General features: G+C 67.8%; 14 protein-coding genes. 8 read left to right on the plus strand and 6 right to left on the minus strand.

Annotated features, from left to right (window positions below; translation table 11 throughout):
- Positions 1-241: 241 nt before the first annotated feature.
- Positions 242-985 carry a monofunctional biosynthetic peptidoglycan transglycosylase gene (gene mtgA, locus FHR66_RS17155; protein WP_160965660.1) on the minus strand — a complete coding sequence of 248 codons (744 nt, stop codon included), beginning with the start codon at positions 983-985 and terminating at the stop codon, positions 242-244.
- An 81-nt stretch (positions 986-1,066) separates the two neighbouring features.
- Between mtgA and hslO the strand changes: the two genes are divergently transcribed.
- From hslO to FHR66_RS17170, 3 genes are all read left to right on the plus strand, one after another.
- Positions 1,067-1,960 carry an Hsp33 family molecular chaperone HslO gene (gene hslO / locus FHR66_RS17160; RefSeq protein ID WP_160965532.1) on the plus strand — a complete coding sequence of 298 codons (894 nt, stop codon included), beginning with the start codon at positions 1,067-1,069 and terminating at the stop codon, positions 1,958-1,960.
- 115 nt (positions 1,961-2,075) lie between these two features.
- The gene (locus tag FHR66_RS17165) at positions 2,076-2,936 is read left to right on the plus strand and encodes an XOO1806 family protein (protein ID WP_160965534.1); all 861 of its coding nucleotides are present in this window, start codon (positions 2,076-2,078) and stop codon (positions 2,934-2,936) included.
- Positions 2,937-3,157: 221 nt separating this feature from the next.
- On the plus strand, positions 3,158-6,034 hold the full coding sequence (locus FHR66_RS17170) for a TonB-dependent receptor plug domain-containing protein (protein WP_160965536.1): 2,877 nt from the start codon (positions 3,158-3,160) through the stop codon (positions 6,032-6,034).
- A 122-nt stretch (positions 6,035-6,156) separates the two neighbouring features.
- Here the strand turns inward: FHR66_RS17170 and FHR66_RS17175 are convergent, their stop codons facing one another.
- Positions 6,157-6,768 carry a TetR/AcrR family transcriptional regulator gene (locus FHR66_RS17175; RefSeq protein ID WP_160965538.1) on the minus strand — a complete coding sequence of 204 codons (612 nt, stop codon included), beginning with the start codon at positions 6,766-6,768 and terminating at the stop codon, positions 6,157-6,159.
- A 139-nt stretch (positions 6,769-6,907) separates the two neighbouring features.
- On the opposite strand from FHR66_RS17175, the gene FHR66_RS17180 reads away from it, so the two are divergent.
- From FHR66_RS17180 to FHR66_RS17190, 3 genes are all read left to right on the plus strand, one after another.
- Positions 6,908-7,828, plus strand: coding sequence for an alpha/beta fold hydrolase (locus FHR66_RS17180; protein ID WP_160965540.1), 921 nt, complete (start codon positions 6,908-6,910; stop codon positions 7,826-7,828).
- Positions 7,825-10,311 (plus strand): acyl-CoA dehydrogenase, encoded by a 2,487-nt coding sequence (locus tag FHR66_RS17185; RefSeq protein WP_160965542.1) that lies wholly within the window; start codon positions 7,825-7,827, stop codon positions 10,309-10,311. The genes FHR66_RS17180 and FHR66_RS17185 overlap by 4 nt, the downstream gene beginning before the upstream one ends.
- 125 nt (positions 10,312-10,436) lie before the next feature.
- A complete protein-coding gene (locus FHR66_RS17190; RefSeq protein WP_237475259.1) occupies positions 10,437-10,856 on the plus strand; it encodes a hotdog fold domain-containing protein in 420 nt (139 codons plus the stop codon).
- A gap of 40 nt (positions 10,857-10,896) precedes the next feature.
- Here the strand turns inward: FHR66_RS17190 and FHR66_RS17195 are convergent, their stop codons facing one another.
- A complete protein-coding gene (locus FHR66_RS17195) occupies positions 10,897-11,250 on the minus strand; it encodes a DUF1304 domain-containing protein (protein WP_010344196.1) in 354 nt (117 codons plus the stop codon).
- A 78-nt stretch (positions 11,251-11,328) separates the two neighbouring features.
- Positions 11,329-12,675, minus strand: coding sequence for an NTP/NDP exchange transporter (locus FHR66_RS17200; protein WP_160965544.1), 1,347 nt, complete (start codon positions 12,673-12,675; stop codon positions 11,329-11,331).
- Between the two features lie 207 nt (positions 12,676-12,882).
- Here FHR66_RS17200 and FHR66_RS17205 point away from each other — a divergent pair, with 207 nt between their 5' ends.
- On the plus strand, positions 12,883-14,481 hold the full coding sequence (locus FHR66_RS17205; protein WP_160965546.1) for a choline dehydrogenase: 1,599 nt from the start codon (positions 12,883-12,885) through the stop codon (positions 14,479-14,481).
- Positions 14,482-14,898: 417 nt separating this feature from the next.
- On the plus strand, positions 14,899-16,251 hold the full coding sequence (locus FHR66_RS17210) for a serine hydrolase domain-containing protein (protein WP_184446895.1): 1,353 nt from the start codon (positions 14,899-14,901) through the stop codon (positions 16,249-16,251).
- A gap of 1,606 nt (positions 16,252-17,857) precedes the next feature.
- Here the strand turns inward: FHR66_RS17210 and FHR66_RS17215 are convergent.
- The gene (locus tag FHR66_RS17215; protein WP_160965550.1) at positions 17,858-18,313 is read right to left on the minus strand and encodes a histidine biosynthesis protein HisIE; all 456 of its coding nucleotides are present in this window, start codon (positions 18,311-18,313) and stop codon (positions 17,858-17,860) included.
- 314 nt (positions 18,314-18,627) lie between these two features.
- Positions 18,628-18,939 carry a hypothetical protein gene (locus FHR66_RS17220; RefSeq protein ID WP_160965552.1) on the minus strand — a complete coding sequence of 104 codons (312 nt, stop codon included), beginning with the start codon at positions 18,937-18,939 and terminating at the stop codon, positions 18,628-18,630.
- Positions 18,940-19,050 lie beyond the last annotated feature (111 nt).

The following is a 19,050-nucleotide window of genomic DNA, read 5'->3' on the forward strand; positions in this document are numbered from 1 at the left end:
TCGCCTGCCGCCGAACCTCAATGCCCACGTGCGGCCGTACCCTCACCCCAACCCCTCTCCCGGTGGGAGAGGGGCTGAGTCAGGACACCTCAACCTACAGCGCAAGATCCAGCGCCTCCCCTTCTCCCTCCAGGAGAAGGTGCCCCGAAGGGGCGAATGAGGGTGCGTCTGCCGCCGGACCCACGCGCGCGCTGCCGCACCCTTACCCCACCGCCTCTCCGGAGGGGAGAGGGCTCCTAGCCTACGGGGCCTGCAGGTACGCCGGCCCGCCCAGTTGCCGGGTCTGGCGCTGGATCCAGTTGGCGCGGCCCTGCACGTAGGGGCCGGGACGGGTGGCGTCATAGCGTTGCGGCGCCGGCAGCACCGCCGCCAGCAGCGCGCTCTGCGCCGGCGTCAGTTGCGCTGCGTCCTTGTTCCAGAAACTGCGCGCGGCCGCCTGCGCGCCGTACACGCCGTCGCCGAACTCGGCGACGTTGGCGTACACCTCGAGAATGCGCTGCTTCGACCACAGCGCCTCGATCAGCACCGTGTACCAGGCCTCCAACCCCTTGCGCAGCCAACTGCGGCCCTGCCACAGGAACACGTTCTTGGCGACCTGCTGGCTGATCGTGCTGGCGCCGCGCAGGCGCCCGCCGCGCGCGTTGTGGTCGCGCGCCTTCTCGATCGCGTCCAGGTCGAAGCCGTGGTGGCTGGGGAAGCGCTGGTCCTCCGCGGCGACCAGCGAGATCGGCAGGCTCGGCGCGATCTGCGCGGTGTCGCGCCAGTCGTAGGCGATGCGATACGACCAGTCGCCACTTGCCCAGGCGCCGAGCTGGCGCTCCAGCATCATCGCCGAGAACGGCGGATCGATGAAGCGCAGCAGCAGCACCTGCGACACGCTCGCCAGCACGAAGATCAGCGGCGCCAGCAGCACCCAGCGGCGCCAGCGCCTGGTGCGCGGACGCGCCGGCGCAGCGCCACTTGCATCGCGGCGCGCCGCCCCCATTCCTATGCTCTCTTCGATCTGGTCCACCGTGACGATCCACTCTCGTGCGGTCGCCATCTTCCCATGCGCAGCGAGGCCGCAATGCATTCTTCCGACGATCGTCTGACCCGCTTCCTGCTGCCCGGCGCCGGCGTGCGCGGCGTGCACGTGCGTCTGCACGACACCTGGCGCGAGATCCTGGCGCCGGCCAGCTACCCCGCCGCGGCCACCGAGCTGCTGGGCGAGGCCTGCGTCGCCGCGGCCCTGTTCACCGGCCATACCAAGGTCGACGGGCGCCTGTCAGTGCAACTGCGCAGCCAGGGCGCGCTGCGTACCCTGTTCGCCGAGTGCACCGCGGCCGGCACGTTGCGTGGCATCGTCCAGCTGAGCGAAGGCCAGGACGCCCCGCGCGACCTGCGTGCGCTCGGCGACGACGCCCTGCTGGCGATCACCATCGAGAACCCCGGCCTGGACCCGCGCGAACCGCAGCGCTACCAGAGCCTGGTGGCGATGTCCTCGGCCGAGCTGGACGAAGCCTTCGAGGACTACTTCCGCCAGTCCGAGCAGTTGCCGACGCGACTGATCCTGGCCGCCGACGGCACCCACGCCGCCGGCCTGCTGCTGCAGAAGCTGCCCGGCGACGCCGGCGACGAGGACGGCTGGAACCGCGCCGGCGCGCTGTTCGAGACCGTCGGCGAGGCCGAACTGCTGGCGACGCCGGCCGAGACCCTGCTGCACCGGCTGTTCCACGAGGAGACCCCGGACCTGCTGGGCGATCGCCCGCTGCGCTTCGGCTGTTCTTGCTCGCGCGAGCGGGTCGCGGCGATGCTGCGCTCGCTGGGCGAGGAGGAAGCCCGGGCGGCGGCCGAGGCAACCGGCCAAGTTGAGATCCGCTGCGAATTCTGCGGCCGTCACTATGACTTCCCCTTGACGGAATTCGGAGTATTGTTTGCCGTAACGCAAGCTGAACCGACGTCCTCGGAGCGCTTGCACTAGCGGGAATACGCGTCGCGACCGGGGAGTCCGACTTGTTAAAGAAACATAAACCCACTAGCATCAACCACCCTGTCCGGCGGGAACTTTCGTGCCCGCCCCAAGTCTCAGACTGCTGATGCGACCCTTCCTGCGCCTACCGCTCGCCCTGCTGATCGCCCTTGCGGCGAGCACGGGCGTGCATGCGCAGAACAAGCCCGCTAACGGCCAGGACCGCACCGTGCTGCCGGTCTGGAACAAGGGCAGCGGCAAGGTCGAGGCACTGCTGTACCTGGAGCCCACCGGCGAGCAGGCGGTCGGCGCACGCTGGCATTTCGGTCGCAACTCCCTGGATGCCGCGTTCGGCCTGTCCTCGGGCGACTCGCTGGGCCTGCTGTGCAACAGCGCCAGCGGCAGCAGCATCAGCGGCCTGGCCAGCCACTGCATGCTGGCCAGCCTGGGCGACGACGACGGCACCAACGGCCACCATGTCGCCGCCACCACCACCTTCAACCGCCCCGGCGGGCGCCTGTCACTGTCGGCCGGTACCGGCCGCGAGAATCTTCCCGCCTGGCTGGCTGGCGCCAACAAGACGCCGTCGATGCGGATGGAGCAGAACGACCTGACCGTCTTCGCGCAGCAGAACATCGGCCGCGAGGGCTTCGTTTCGATCGGCGGCACCTACGCCAAGGCGCGCCTGGTGCCGATCGCCGACGCCACCCCGGCCATGCTCGACCGCTGGGACAGCAAGAGCCTGAGCATCGGCGGCGGCTACGGCTCCTTCAGCGCCAACGTCATCGGCCGCGTCGTCGATGCCCCCGGCCAGCCCGGCAAGTGGACCGGCCTCGGCGTGGGCCTGACCTGGCGCACTCCGTGGAGCGGCCAGCTCACCGTCGGCGCCGAGAACGTCATCACCCGCGGCAAGAACCCGTTCTCGCCGAACAACATCAGCACCGAAGAGGGGACCATCCCCTACGTGCGCTACGAGCAGGATCTGTAGCCACCCACTTGCGGCACGCGCCGCCCCCATCACAATGAATTTTGTGATGGATGCGTGATTTTTACTTGAATTCACGTCAAAACATCGCTTTGTTAACGGGACTTTAATTCTTCCTCCGGCCGGGATACCATCCAGGCACCCTGAAGGGACTTGGAATCGCATTTTCGATTCCGCCCACAGGCAAACCTTGGGCTTTACCCAATCTTTCGGAGAGAGAGCTAATGAATTGCAAGACCAACACACTGCGTGATGCAGTCGTGCTCGCGCTGGTCGTGGGCGCCGGTGGCACCGCGGGCGCAGCCGTCGCTCAGGACGCAAGCGGCAGCGCCACCAACCTGGATCGCATCGAAGTCACCGGTTCGCGCATCCGTTCGGTGGACGTCGAGACCGCCCAGCCGGTCTTCACCGTCTCCTCTGAGGAGATCAAGAAGTCCGGCCTGGTGAGCGTCGGCGACATCCTGCAGAACCTCACTGTCTCCGGCACCCAGACGTTCAGCAAGGCAGCGGTGCTGACCTCGAACGCGGAACAGGGTGGCCAGTACGTCAACCTGTACAACCTGGGCGAGCAGCGCACCCTGGTGCTGGTGAACGGCAAGCGTTGGACCTCCAGCCTGGCCGGCTACACCGACCTGTCGACCATCCCGAGCGCCCTGATCGATCGCATCGAAGTGCTGAAGGACGGCGCCTCGGCGATCTACGGCTCCGACGCCGTTGCCGGCGTGGTCAACATCATCCTGCGCAAGAATTTCGAAGGTGCCGAAGCCTCGGCGCTGTTCGGCCAGAACGGCCGCGGCGACGGCCAGAAGCAGTCCTACTCGATCACCCTGGGCGCCAGCGGCGACCACTCCTCGCTCATCTTCGGCGCCAGCTACACCAAGGAAGATCCGGTGTTCGCCAAGGATCGCGACCTGACCCGCACCACCTTTGGGCCGAACCACCCGCTGGACGGCCTGAGCGCCACCGGTCCGTGGGGCCGCTTCAACTCCAACGGCAACACCTACGTCCTGAACCACACCGGTTCGTGGGACGGCAACGGCGTCGGCGCCGATTCGCGCAACCTCGCCAACTACCACAATGGCCTGACCACCGACGATCGCTTCAACGTCACCCAGCAGATGATGCTGGCGCAGGGCAATGAGACGAAGTCGGTCTTCACCTCCGGCAGCTTCGATATCAACGAGAACATCACCTTCAAGTCGACGGCGATGTACTCCGAGCGCGATTCCACGCGCCAGGTCGGCGGCTATCCGCTGAGCGCGACCTCGCAGCGCACGTTCCCGGTCTCCATCAGCGGCCAGAGCTACTACAACCCGGTCGGCCAGGACATCACCTCGTGGTTCCGTCGTATCACGGAAATCCCGCGCGTGTCGGAAAACAACGTCAAGAGCTTCCACTTCGACGCCGCCCTGGAAGGCGCGTTCGATGTCGGCACCCATGGCTGGAACTGGGACGTCGGCATGAACTACAACAAGTACGACGTCACCCAGATCAGCACCGGCAACATCAACCTGCTGGCGCTGCAGAAGGCCCTGGGACCTTCGTTCCTGAACGCCCAGGGCGTGGTCCAGTGCGGTACCGCGGCGAACCCGATCGCGCTGGGCACCAACCTGGCTGCCGGGCAGTGCACGCCGTTCAACATCCTCGGCGGCCCGTCCGCGTCCACCGCCGACGCGTTGAAGTACGTCAGCACCCTCGGCCAGGCCACCCAGCAGAGCGTGAGCAAGCAGTACTTCGCCAACATCACCGGCGGCCTGTTCGACATGCCGGGTTCGGCAGGCGAATTCGCGTTCGCGGCAGGTGTCGAGCACCGCGAAGTCAGCGGCTACGACTACCCGGATCAGCTCTCCAGCGCCGGTTACACCACCGACCTGGCCGCCGCGCCGACCACGGGCAAGTACAAGACCAACGAAGCCTACCTGGAATTGATGATTCCGGTCCTGAAGGACGTGCCGTTCGCCAAGGAACTCTCGTTCGACGTGGCGAGCCGCTACTCGGACTACGACCGGTTCGGCAACACCACCAACAGCAAGTTCAGCCTGACCTGGAAGCCGGTTGAGGATCTGCTGGTGCGTGGCACGTACGGCAAGGGCTTCCGCGCCCCGACCCTGGACGACACCTTCGGCGGCGGCTCGCAGTCCTTCGATCCGTTCACCGACCCGTGCGATGCGCGCTTCGGCCAGCTGTCCACGCCCGCCGTGGCAGCGCGCTGCGCGTCGGAAGGCCTCTCGACGAACTTCCGCCAGACCGACAACGCCGGCCAGCCGGTCAGCGCCCGCGAAACGCAGAGCAACACCGCGTTCCAGGCGGGTGTGGGCAACGCCACGCTGCAGCCTGAGTACAGCAAGACCCGCACGGTCGGCCTGGTCTTCAGCCCGCACTGGGTGCAGGGCCTGGACTTCTCGCTCGACTGGTACAAGATCAGCATCTCCAACGTGATCACCGCGGTCAGCGCGACCTATGTGCTGAACCAGTGCTACAACGGCGTCACCTCGTTCTGTAACTACACCCGCGATGCGGCCACCGGCCAGGTGGTCAGCCTGAGCCGCGGCAACACCAATCTGGGTGCGCTGGAAACCGAAGGCTACAACTTCGTCGCGAACTATCGCCTGCCGGAATTCGCGGTCGGCCAGTTCTCGCTGCGACTGGATAGCAACTACCTGGTTGCGTTCCGGCAGCAGAGCGACAATGGCAGCCCCTGGAACGACTACGCGGGCTACTGGAACTACCCGCGCGTTCGGGCCACGCTCGGCGTGAACTGGGTCAAGGGCGACCTGTCGGCCAGCTGGAACCTGCGCTACTACGGCGGTTACCGCGATTTCTGCCAGTACGCCGAAGAGTGCAACGATCCGAACTACCAGACGCCCAACGCTGGTTGGGGCGGTGGCGTGGGCGCCAACAAGAAGGGAGCCATCACCTATCAGGACGTCTCGATGACCTGGTCGGCCCCCTGGAACGGCGCGGTCACCGTGGGTGCTCGCAACGTGTGGAACAAGCAGCCGCCGATCACCTACTCGCTGACCAACAACAGCTCTTCGTCCATCGATCCGATGCTGGACTACGACCGTTACCTGTTCATGCAATACACCCAGCGGTTCTGATACCGCCGGATGTTCCGGTAACAAGAACGGCCCCGAAAGGGGCCGTTTTTTTTGCGCCGGTTTTTTATGCGACCGCTTCGGTATGCGTCAGCATTCAATGCCGACGCGTCACCCCGCAGGGATCAGCCCGGAATCAAGGTCACGATGACGTGTTCGACGTAGGCCTCGAAGTCCTCGCGCGCCTGCTTGGGCTGGTGCAACTGCAGCGACAGCTGCAGGAAGCCGACGTAGGCGGCATAGGCCAGGCGTGCGCGATGCTGCGCGTCGGTCCGGCTGAGCCCGGCCTGGCGGAACGAGGCGATCAGATACTCCATGCGCCGCTGCGAGACGCGGTCGATCACCGGCCGCACTGCCGGATGGTCGAGCGCCTTCAGCAATTCGCTGTAGATGATGTGCGGCTTGACCTCGTGCGCGACCAGTTGGAACAGCGCGCGCAGCCGCGTGCGCGGATCCGGCACTTCTTCCAGGCTGCCGAACACCTGTTGCTGTTCGACCAGTTCCCAGCGCTCCAGCGCGGCCTGCAGCAATGCATCGCGCGAGGGGAAGTGCCAGTAGAAGCTGCCCTTGGTGACGCCCAGGCGCCGCGCCAGCGGTTCCACCGCCACCGCGCTCACGCCCTGTTCGGCGATCAGGTCCAGGGCGGCCTGCGCCCAGTCTTCGGCACTGAGCCGGTTGGTGCGGCCGCCGCCGGAAGCGGCGCCGTCATCGGAGGAAGGAGCGGGCGCGGTATTCATCCGTGGATTTAACCATACGGGGACGTCGGTTGCAGTATGTGGCCTCCGCACGGCCGGCGCAAATGCCCGGCAGCGTTGGTTTTTCGCACCCATACTGCATCGTATTGACATGCCCGGCAGAGCGACCATACTATCTCGTATGGTTTCCTCTTCCGCCACTGTCCCGCATGCCGTCTCGGCCGCCCTGTCCGGCGCCGGCGAGCTGGCGCTGGCCGCGACCATCACCGGTCCCGGTGAGGCCGGATCGGTGCTGTTCGCACATGGCTTCGGCCAGACCCGGCACGCCTGGTCGGCGACCGCCGCGGCGCTGCAGACGCATGGCTACCGCAGTGTCGCCTACGATGCGCGCGGCCATGGCGATTCCGCACGCAACCCGGCGGATCTGCCCTATCGCGGCGAGCAGTTCACCGACGACCTGATCGTGGTCGCCGGCGAGATGTCGCCGCCGCCGGTGCTGGTCGCCGCCTCGATGGGTGGGTTGTTCGGGCTGATCGCCGAATCGCGCTGGCCGGGTCTGTTCCGCGCGATGGTGCTGGTGGACATCACCCCGCGCTGGCAACCCGCCGGGGTCGAACGCATCCTGGCCTTCATGACCGCGCACCCGCAGGGTTTCGCCAGCCTGGACGAGGCCGGCGATGCCATCGCCGCCTATCTGCCGCAGCGCGCGCGCAAGTCGCCCGAGGCCTTGCGCAGCGTGCTGCGGCAGCACGCCGACGGCCGCTGGTACTGGCACTGGGATCCGCGCCTGGTCGAAGAACTGGCACGCGACAGCGACCAGCACCAGGGCGCGATCGCGCAGGCCGCTGCGCACGTGCGGTGCCCACTGCTGCTGATCAGCGGCGGCCGCAGCGATCTGGTCACGCCGCAGACCATCGAAGAATTCCTGTCGCTGGTGCCGCATGCGCAGCATGCGCATCTGCCCGAAGCCACGCATATGCTGGCCGGCGACGACAACGCCGCATTTACCGCCACTGTGTTGCACTATCTGGACGCCCTGCCACCGGCCTGCGCCGGCGCATCGTCCGCCGTCACCGAGTACCTCCCCGGAGCACGCCCATGAGCATCATTGCCCCCTTCCTCGTGTTGTTGCTGGCCGGCGCGTTCGCCGCCTATCACCGCATGCGGCTCGCCGTCTGGGCCGCGTTGAGCGCCACGCTGCTGGTCGCGTGCTGGCTGCTCGGCGCCAACCACGTCGCCACCATCGTCGCCGCCGTCGTACTGGCGGTGGTCGCGGTGCCACTGCTGTTGCCGTTCGTGCGCAAGCCGCTGCTCACCGCACCGATGCTCAAGGTGTTCCGCAAGGTGCTGCCGCCGCTGTCGCAGACCGAGCGCATCGCCCTGGAAACCGGCTCGGTCGGATTCGAAGGCGAACTGTTCACCGGCGATCCGGACTGGCAAAAGCTGCTGAACTATCCCAAGCCACAGCTGACCGCCGAAGAGCAGGCCTTCCTCGATGGACCGGTGGAAGAGCTGTGCCGGATGACCAACGACTGGGAAATCACCCACGTCCATGCCGACCTGCCGCCGGAGATCTGGGGCTTCATCAAGAAGAACAAGTTCTTCGGCATGATCATCCCGAAGGAATACGGTGGCCTCGGCTTCTCCGCACTGGCGCACCACAAGGTGATCCAGAAGATCGCCTCGGTCTCCAGCGTGGTCAGTTCCACCGTCGGCGTGCCCAACTCGCTGGGCCCCGGCGAACTGCTGCTGCACTACGGCTCCAAGGACCAGAAGGACTACTACCTGCCGCGTCTGGCGGTGGGACAGGAAGTGCCCTGCTTCGGCCTGACCGGTCCGTTCGCAGGCTCCGACGCCACCTCGATCCCCGACTACGGCATCGTCTGCAAGGGCGAGTGGAACGGCGCCAACGTGCTCGGCGTCAAGCTGACCTTCGACAAGCGCTACATCACCCTGGCCCCGGTGGCGACCCTGGTCGGCCTGGCGTTCCGCATGTACGACCCGGAAGGCCTGATCGGCGATACCAAGGACATCGGCATCACCCTGGCGCTGCTGCCGCGCGAGACCCCGGGGGTCGAGATCGGCCGCCGCCACTTCCCGCTGAACTCGCCGTTCCAGAACGGCCCGATCCACGGCCGCGAAGTGTTCATCCCGCTGAGCCAGCTGATCGGCGGCGTGGAGATGGTCGGCAAGGGCTGGAACATGCTCAACGAGTGCCTGGCCGTGGGCCGCTCGATCACCCTGCCCTCCACGGCCAGCGGCGGCGCCAAGTTCGGCGCGGTCGTCACCGGTGCGTATGCGCGCATCCGCAAGCAGTTCGGCCTGTCGGTCGGCCGCTTCGAAGGCGTGGAAGAGGCGCTGGCGCGGATCGGCGGCAAGGCCTATGCGATCAGCGCGCTGTCGCAGGCCACCGCTGCGGCGGTGGACCGCGGCGACGTGCCGTCGGTGCCGTCGGCGATCGCCAAGTACCACTGCACCACGATGAGCCGCGAGGTCATCAGCGACGTGATGGACGTGGTCGGCGGCAAGGGCATCATCCTGGGCCCGCGCAACTTCGCCGGCCGCAGCTGGCAGGCCGCGCCGATCGCGATCACCGTGGAAGGCGCCAACATCATGACCCGCAGCCTGCTGATCTTCGGCCAGGGCGCAATCCTGTGCCATCCGTGGGTGATGAAGGAGATGAAGGCCGCCGGCAACCCGGACCACAAGGCCGGCGTCGACGAGTTCGATCGCAACCTGTTCGGCCACATCGGCTTCGCCATCTCCAACGCGGTGCGCTCGCTGTGGTTCGGCCTGACCGCTGCGCGCATCGGCGCCGCCCCGGGCGACGCCTACACCCGCCGCTACTTCCGCAAGCTGGACCGCTACTCGGCGAACCTGGCGCTGATGGCCGACGTGTCGATGCTGATGCTCGGCGGCAAGCTGAAGTTCAAGGAGTCGCTGTCCGGACGCCTGGGCGACGTGCTGAGCCATGTCTACATGACCAGCGCCATGCTCAAGCGCTACCACGACGACGGCGCGCCGGCCACCGACCAGCCGCTGCTGGCGTGGGCCTTCCACGACAGCGTGCACAAGATCGAACTGGCGCTGTCGGCGGCACTGCGCAACTTCCCGATCCGTCCGGTCGGCTGGCTGATGTGGGCGCTGATCTTCCCGTGGGGCCGCCGCGCCGAGGCGCCGGGCGACCGCCTGGGTCACCGCGTCGCCGCGCTGCTGATGACCCCCAACGAGGCGCGCGATCGCCTGGGCCAGGGCGTGTTCCTGACCCCGTGCGAGAACAACCCCGGCGGGCGCATCGCCAGCTACCTGACCAAGGCCGTGCTGGCCGAGCCGGTGGAGCGCAAGTTCCTGAAGGCGCTCAAGAGCAAGGGCATCGAGTCGCTGGACTTCGCCTCGCAGTTGGACGAGGCGGTGCGCGAAGGCGTGCTCTCGGCCGACGAGCGCCGTCAGCTGGAGGAGCTGCGCGAGATCACCATGGACACGATCAGCGTCGACGACTTCGACACCGACGAGCTGCGCTCGGCAAGCTACTACCAGCGTGCCGCCGCCGCGGCCGACGACGGGCATTCGCGCGAAGCGGCCTGATCGTTCTGGCCATGCAACACCCACGGCGGCGGACTTCGGTCCGCCGTCGTGCGTTTGAGGGAACTGCGATGCGTCGACTGCTTTCGCTCTATCGCCGCTTGCAACGCTAACCCGGGGGATCCTGGCTGTCCTCGCGTGCGGTGTGCTTCAAGGCGTCCTACTTCGCCAGCATCGCCCCGCGCATCACCGTCCTGGAGCCGGGCCGCTGCGAGGCGCGCATCGCGCACCGGCGCCGGGTCAACAACCACATCGGCACCGTGCACGCGATCGCCCTGTGCAACCTGGCGGAGCTGGCCGGCGGACTCATGGTCGACGCCAGCCTGCTGCCCTCGATGCGCTGGACTCCCAAGGGCATGCAGGTGGAATACCGCAACAAGGCGCTGGGCCCGATGCATGCGATGGCCACGCCGGACGTGGCGATCATCGCCGCCGAGCGCGGTGACGACCTGCCGGTCAGCGTGGAGATCCGCGATCCGCGCGCGAAGGTGGTGTGCGTCGCGCGCATCGCGATGTGGGTGTCGCCACGCGCGCCGACCACGGCCTGACCGCTGCGTCGCCTGGGCGGTGTGCGGCGTGCGACCGTGCTCAGTACGCCAGCAACACCGCGGCGATCGCCAGCGCCGCCGGCAGCGCCTGCACGAACACGATGCGGCGGCTGACGCTCCAGCCGCCGTACAGGCCGGCCACGACCACGCAACCGAGGAAGAACAGCATCACGTCGACCCGCTGCGCGACCAGGCCCCAGGCCAGGCCGGCGGCGAGGAAGCCGTTGTAGAGTCCCTGGTTGGCGGCCAGCACGCGCGTGGCCTGGGCCTTCTCCGGTGAGTTGCGGAAGACCTTCATGCCCAGCGGACGCGTCCACAGGACCATCTCCAGTACCAGGATGTACAGGTGCAGCAGCGCGACCGCGCCCACCAGGATCGAAGCCAACAGGATCATCGTGCTATCCGGCACAGGAGACAGGGCGCCAGCATAGCCAGCGTGCCGATGGGCGGCCAGTCCCCACGCTGCGCCGGCTCACCGCGTCGGCGGCGTGCGTTCCGGTGGCAGCTTGGCCGCCTCGCGCAGCAGCCGCCACGCGCCCAGGGTCATGCCGGAGGCGGCCAGCAGGCCCGCGACGAACACCACCTGCGAGCCGAACCCCGACAGCAGCTTGTACAACCATGCGAAGCTGAGGTCGCTGCCACGATAGATCACCGTATCGATCGCCGCGCCAGCCTTGTAGCGCCATTCGCGGCCGACCCGGGTGTACAGGGTTTCGCGCGCCGGCTTGGCCAGGGAGAACTCGCCGGCGCGGGTCACCACCTGCACCACCGCTACCAGCATCGGCAGCGGCGACACCGCCAGCAACGAGTAGCCGAGTAGGATCGCGCAGCCGGGAATCAGCAGCGCCGGCCCGATGCCGAAGCGCGACAGCAGCGCGCGCGTGACCAGCAGCTGCAGCACCAGGGTCACCGCGTTCACCGCCAGGTCGATGTTGGCGTAGAAGGCGGTGCTGGCCGCCGCGTCGGTGTAGAGGCGGCGCACGATCGCCGCCTGTTCGTTGTACAGCAGGGTGCCCACGCCCACGCCGAACACCGACATCAGGGCGAGCCAGCGCAGCAGCGGTTCGCGCGCGATCAGCTTCAGCCCGGCCAGCACGTCGCCGCCCATCGGCACCTCGCCGCCGACCACGCCACGCTCGCGTTCGCGGGCGACCGCCCACAGCCGCAGGCGCAGCAGGCACACCACGCTGACCACCAGGAAGCCGGCCGACACCAGCATCAGGTTGGCGATGCCGATGCGTTCGACCAGGCTGCTGGCGATCACCGGCCCCAGGAACGCGCCAAGCGTGCCGGCGGCGCCGATGTAGCCGTAATAGGCGCGCGCTTCGGCATTGTTGAAGACATCGGCCATGAAGCTCCAGAACACCGCCACCGCGAACAGGTTGAATACGGAGATCCACAGGAAGAAGGCCATGCCGCGCCCGGGCACGCCGCTGTCGAACAGCACGTAGAACAGCAGCAGCGTGGCGATGAAGAAGCCGTACACCACCGGCAGGAACACCCGTCGCGGATAGCGGCTGACCAGCGCGCCGTAGATCGGCTGCAGCAACAGCATGATCAGGAAGGTGCAGGTGAACAGCACCTGCAGCGCGAACTCCTTCAGTGGCATGCCGTGCGCCGCGAAGAACGCGATCATCGCCGGCGGGAACACCGCGGCCACGTCGGCGGAGGCGCCCATCGCCTCGCGCACCGGCCGCAGCACGTAGTAGCCGCTGAGCAGCGAGAAGAAGTACAGGAACGCCCACGCCAGCGGCGGCGAATCGCGCAGGGCGCCGCGCAACCGCGCCAGCGCGCCGGGGGCATGCGGGGCGGCGCTCATCGGCGGCGGACCCTGGCGCAGGAACGGGACATGGCGATTTTCGGAGCGGAAAACGCGCACGGTAGCTGATGCACCGCAACACCGCCAGCGCGCGCGCCATGCGCACACCACGCCGCGCTTGCATCGCACCCGGCGGCAGCCCGCGCCGAGCATATGCTCTATCCCCGGCGACTAGCGTCGGCGCCAGGAACTGAGGGGACATCGCGGGTGTACGACTTCATCATCATCGGCGCAGGCTCGGCCGGCTGCGTGCTCGCCAACCGCCTGAGCGAGGACCGCGACTGCAAGGTGCTGCTGATCGAGGCCGGGCCGCGCGACAGCAATCCCTTCATCCACATGCCAGCCGGCCTGGCGCGCCTGGCCAACAACCGCCGCATCAACTGGAACTACCTGACCGAGGCCGAGCCGGCCTTGAACGGTCGCCGGCTGTGGTGGCCGCGCGGCAAGGTGCTCGGCGGTTCCAGTTCGATCAACGCCATGTGCTACGTGCGCGGCGTGCCCGCCGACTACGACGACTGGTCGGCCGACGGCGCCGATGGCTGGGACTGGCGCGGCGTGCTGCCGTACTTCCGCCGCAGCGAATGCAACAGCCGCGGCGGCGATGCGCTGCATGGCGGCGACGGCCCGCTGCACGTCTCCGACCTGCGCTACCACAACCCACTCTCGGAGGTGTTCGTGGCCGCCGCGCAGGAGGCGGGCTTTCCGCACAACCCCGATTTCAACGGCCCGCAGCAACAGGGCGTGGGCCTGTACCAGGTCACCCAGAAGAATGGCGCGCGCTGCTCGGCCGCGGTCGCCTACCTGGCGCCGGCGCGCATGCGCGACAACCTGCAGGTGGTCACCGACGCACTGGTGCTGCGCCTGCTGATCGAGGGCGGACGCGTGGTCGGCGTCGCCTATGCGCAGGGCGGCCGCGAGGTGCAGGCGCGCGCGGCGCGCGAGGTGCTGCTCAGCGCCGGCGCGGTGAACTCGCCGCAGCTGCTGATGCTCTCGGGCATCGGCCCGGCCGATGCGCTGCGCCGCCACGGCATCGCGGTACAGCTGGACCAGCCGCAGGTCGGCGCCAACCTGCAGGACCACCTGGACGTGTGCACGCTGTATCGCACCCGCCCGGGCATCAGCTACGACCGCCGCAACCAGGCCAAGATCGCCTTCGACTATTTCCTGCGCGGGCACCGTGGCGCCGGCAGCAGCAACATCGCCGAGGCCGGCGCCTTCATCCGCTCGCCGCTGGCGCCGGACGCGCGCGCCGACATCCAGATGCACTTCGTGCCGGCGATGCTCGACGACCACGGCCGCAATCGCCTGCCCGGCGACGGCTTCACCCTGCACGCCTGCCACCTGCAGCCGCGCAGCCGTGGCCGCATCGCGCTCAACGACGCCGACCCGCGCACGCCGGCGCGGATCCAGGCCAACTACCTGAGCGACCCCGACGGTTTCGACCTGCGCATGCTGGTGGAATGCGCGCGCCTGGCGCGGCACATCCTGCAGCAGCCGGCGTTCGATGCCTGGCGCGGCGCGCCGCTGCTGCCGGCGCGCGAGGATCTGGACGAGGCCGGGTTGATCGCCTTCATCCGCGCCAAGGCCGAAACCATCTATCACCCGATCGGCACCTGCCGGATGGGCAGCGACGCGCAGGCGGTGGTCGATCCGCAGCTGCGCCTGCGCGGGCTCGACGGCCTGCGCGTGGTCGACGCCTCGGTGATGCCGCGCCTGGTCAGCGGCAACACCAATGGCCCGACGATGATGATCGCCGAGCGCGCCGCCGACCTGATCCGTGGGCGCATGGTCCTGCGGGAGGGGTGAGGCGGCTGCGGTGAGGGCGGTGCCGCAATGGCTAGCGGCGGCGATTGCCAACCGTTGCTACGGTGGTTCTGCTAGTGCCCGGGTCACCGTACCCTCACCCCAACCCCTCTCCCGGGGGGAGAGGGGCTAGAAGCGGTGCCCCGCCGCGGATGGATGGCCCCGCGCCCCCCGCGACGGCCTTGCGCGGCACGGCGATTGCATGTCCATCGGCATCCGCCGCAGTCCACGCCGCCCCTCGCTGGCAGGCCTGCGCACCCCCGTCCGACGCGGGAAATCCCCAGCAGGATCAAGGCGATGCCTATTCATCTTCTCCCAGTTTGTGCATTCGAGAAATCCGGCGCTAGAATCGTGGCCGGCAGCACCTCACAGGCCTCAGGCGCAATGACACAGAACAGCAGGCACCGGCTCCTTCGACCGGTGGCAACCGGGTTGCTCGGGGCATTGCTGCCCTTTGCGATGTCCTCCACCGCACAGACGCCGGCGCCCGCGCAACCGCTGCCGCCGCCGCTGCACACCGAAGCCACGCGCTACACCTCGCCGACCCAGCCGCTGCCCTACCGCGCCTCGCTCACCCAGAGCCAGGTGCTGCCGCTGGCCAGGGACTTCGACGTCGCCGCGCTGGAGTCTGTGGCCGAACAGTTGACCTATGGCGAGCGCGTGCCCGGCCTGGCGATGGCCATCGTGCACAACGGCCAGGTGCTCAGCGCGCGCGGCTACGGCGTCACCGACGTCAACCGTCCCGAGCCGGTCGATGCGCACACCGTGTTCCGCCTGGCCTCGCTGTCCAAGGCGTTCGCCGGCACCATGGCCGGCCTGCTGGTCAACGACGGCACCCTGCGCTGGGACAGCAAGGTCGTCGACTACGTGCCTGGCTTCCAGCTCAGCGATCCGGTGGCCACGCGCCAGCTGAACGTCGCCGACCTGCTCAGCCACCGCGTCGGTCTCACCTACAACGCCTACGACCGCGACGTCGAATCCAACCTCGACTACTACACGCTCAGCCACAAGCTCGCCTATGCGCCGCTGAAGTGCGCGCCGGGCGAGTGCTACGCCTACCAGAACGTCGCCTTCAGCCTGATCGGCGACGTGGTGTTCGCCGCGTCCGGCAGCTTCTACGAGCAGTCGGTGGAGCGCCGCATCTTCAAGCCGCTGGGCATGAACGACGCCAGCATGGGCCTGGCCGGCATCCAGGCCAGCCCGCGCTGGGCGCGCCCGCACGTGCGCAGCCGCAACGGCTGGGTCTCGCTGACGCCCAAGCCGACCTACTACCGCCTGGCGCCCGCCGCCGGCGTCAACGCCAGCATCAGCGACATGGCGCAGTGGCTGATCGCGCAGACCGGGCATCGCCCGGACGTGCTGCCGGAGCCGCTGCTGGCGACCCTGCACGCACCGCTGATCCTCACCCCGGGCGAGATGCGCTCGGGCTGGCGCCGCGCGCGGGTCAACTCGGCCAGCTACGCGCTGGGCTGGCGCGTGTTCGACTACTCCGGCCACCAGGTGATCTTCCATGCCGGCGCGGTGCAGGGCTACCGGGGCCTGATCGCGCTGGTGCCGGAACGCGACTTCGCTGTGGCGATCCTGTGGAACGGCGAAAGCGGCCTGCCCTCGGGCCTGCTGCCGACCGTCCTCGACCGCGCGATCGGCCTGCCGGCGCAGCGCTGGCTGGACGTGGACACCGACTTCGGCAGCGACAACCTGATGGCCGAGCGTCCGGACCCGAAGGACAAGAAGGGCGCGTCCTCGTCCAAGTCGGTGGCCTCGCCGCACTGAGCGCGGTGTCCCGCAGCATCCTCGCAGAAGGCGGCGCAAGCCGCCTTTCTGCTGTCTGCAGGTGTGGATGCGCTGCAGACAGCTCGTGCCCCGCCATCGCCGGATGTGCGCTGTTCCAGTTGCGGCGATGCGGCCATGGGGCGGCACGGTCACGTCGCGGCAGCGCGGCGTCGCAACGGCCGACGGCAATCCACGACGAACGATCGGCGACGGCCACAGCCACAGCCACAGCCACAGCCACAGCGGAACAGGGTGGAGGGCGCCTGCATGCGGCCGCTCCAGCCGTGCGCCATCCCTCTCCACAACCACGCAAGACGCACGCTGCGCTTCGCTGCGTCGTCCGCGATCCCGCATCTGGCGGACAGCACGCGCCCTGCGGCGCCGTCCCGCTGCCGCCGCCGGCATGCTGGCGGCTAGATGTAGCACCGCACGCAAGCAATGGGCAGCGCGCATCGCGCCTGCCGTCCATGCAACCGGCGGAAGACCAATGATCGAGCGTTCAGCGTGGCGCACTGGCGCGCCGCGGCGCACGCTACGAACAGCACGCAGAGCACGCACGGCGCACGATGCCTCGACGGATCCGCGGACGCCAGGCAGCCCCGGTTCCTCCCGCAGCCGCGCATCGCGGCGGTAAGGTGGTCTTCGTCAGGGTGTGTGCATTCACTTGAGTGCGCCTCCCCTTGCCTGCCGCCCACCGGCGTGGCGTGACAGGCGTGTCGCCGTGACGCAGTCGCTCACCGCACCCGCCTGCTCGCGCGTTCGCCGAGGCGGTACGCGCACGTCGGGAAGACCTGATGGATGCGCGCCATCAACTGGCACCCGACCCGAAGCGGCGGCCCGACGTGCAGGTTCGCTCCCGATACGAGACACATAGGCGGAATGCTTATCGCTGTGGCGGAGGTCGCTCCCGCTCCCCGCCTGCTCACGCGTGGTGCGCACGTGGTTGCCGAGGCGGCACGCGCACGTCGGGAAGTCCCGACGCCCGACGGATGTACCACCATCGCCACAGGCGTCCGACAACGCAGCGATGGCACGACGTGCAGTCGCGATCTGGATGGGAGGTGCACAGGCAGAACACCTATGGCGACTGACGAATCAGCGCACAGGGGACCGTCGAAGTGAGTTGAGACGGGCGCACGCAGCAGGTGCTGCCAGTCAGCGATGCGCGGTACGAGACGCACGGCACAACGCCGACGTCGCGACCTTGCAGGCAAGGCACAGAGGGCGCTCGGCGTGGGTTGAGGCAGAGGGACGCGGCAGGCGCCGCCAGTCAGCGGTACGCGGGTAGAAACGCACAGGCACGGTGTCCACGTCGCGACCTGGCATGCGGGGCGGGGCGCAGAGGACAGCCGGCGTGGTTGAGAAAGGCGGAACGTCCAGGCGTCGCTAGTCAGCCGCGCTCAGTGCGAGTAGCAAAGACACTGTCCACATCGCGACCTGCAATCGGGGCGCAGAGGACGGTCGGCGTGGATTGGGACAGGCGGCGCCGCGGATGCGGCCGGGTCCAGACGTAGGCTGCGATCGCGCACGGCAAGCCACCGCAAATAAAAAACTCCCTCCCCGCTGGGCACCGGGGAGAGAGTCTAGGAACAGCGATCGGGATGGATCAGATCAGCGGCGCGGGCGTCGCCGGCAGCGCGACCGGAGCGGCCTTCTTCTTGCGAGCGGCCGGCTTCTTCTTCGCCACGGTCTTCTTGGCGGTGGCCTTCTTCGCAGTTGCCTTCTTCGCGGCCGGCTTCTTGGCAGCCGACTTCTTCACCGTCTTCTTCGCCGCGGTCTTCTTGGTCGCAGCCTTCTTCGCGGTCTTCTTCACCGCCTTCTTGGCGACGGCCTTCTTCGCGGTTTTCTTGGTGGCGGCCTTCTTTGCCGTCTTCTTCACTGCCTTCTTGGCAACGGCCTTCTTGACCGCCTTCTTCACCTTGGCGACCTTCTTGGCCACCTTCTTGGCGACCTTCTTGACCGCCTTCTTTACCGAAACCTTCTTCGCTGCCGGCTTCTTGGCGGCAGTCTTCTTGACCGTCTTCTTAGCGGCCGGCTTTTTCGCAGCTTTTTTCGTCGCCATGGGATGGCTCCTCGTCAGTGAACTATGGATTGAAAATGCCCAGTTAAAGCAACCTCGCGGCGATGCTCCGCCTGCGGGAACCGCCGGCGCGCGCTGCGGGCCGGATCGGATACAGAAACACCCGTACCGAATGTCGATACGGGTGCGATGCCAGGGGAGACGTTGCGTTTCTCGGAGGGAAGCGACTCCAACTCCACCATCTTCGGGTTCCTGGCGGATGTCCAAGTTGTGCTTCGCGTTTTGATGTCGATCCGATTCACTCGCTTGCGCAGCAACGTCTGCTGGGCGAAACCTAATCACGGTTTTTTTTACTGTCAACACTTCTGCGCAAATTTTTTTTCGCTGGCGCGCGCGCCGCGACCGCCGCATGCCACGCCGGCCGCCTCGCCAATGCCGCCGAGCGTCGCTGCCGACACCGCAAGGAAATCGGCGCATGCAAAAAAAGCAGGGAAATTTCCGTGTTTTCTGCAACGACGCACTGCCGCCATCGCGTTGCGGACAGGCATCGGCGACGCGTCGGCGGCAACTGCGGCGGTGCGCGCCAGCCTGTCCGCTAGCTGAAAAAAAATTTCGCGACCGCATGCGGTTCCGGCATCGCACAAGTGCAAATGCGCAAAAGTGCGCAAACTTTTTTGCGTCGTGCGGCGACCTCGACGCGCGCGATGCGTCGCGCACCGCGTCGCCGAGACGCGACACATCGCACCACCGCGACACGACCTGCACACACGTCGCCGACA

Source organism: Xanthomonas sp. F4 (assembly GCF_011761895.1).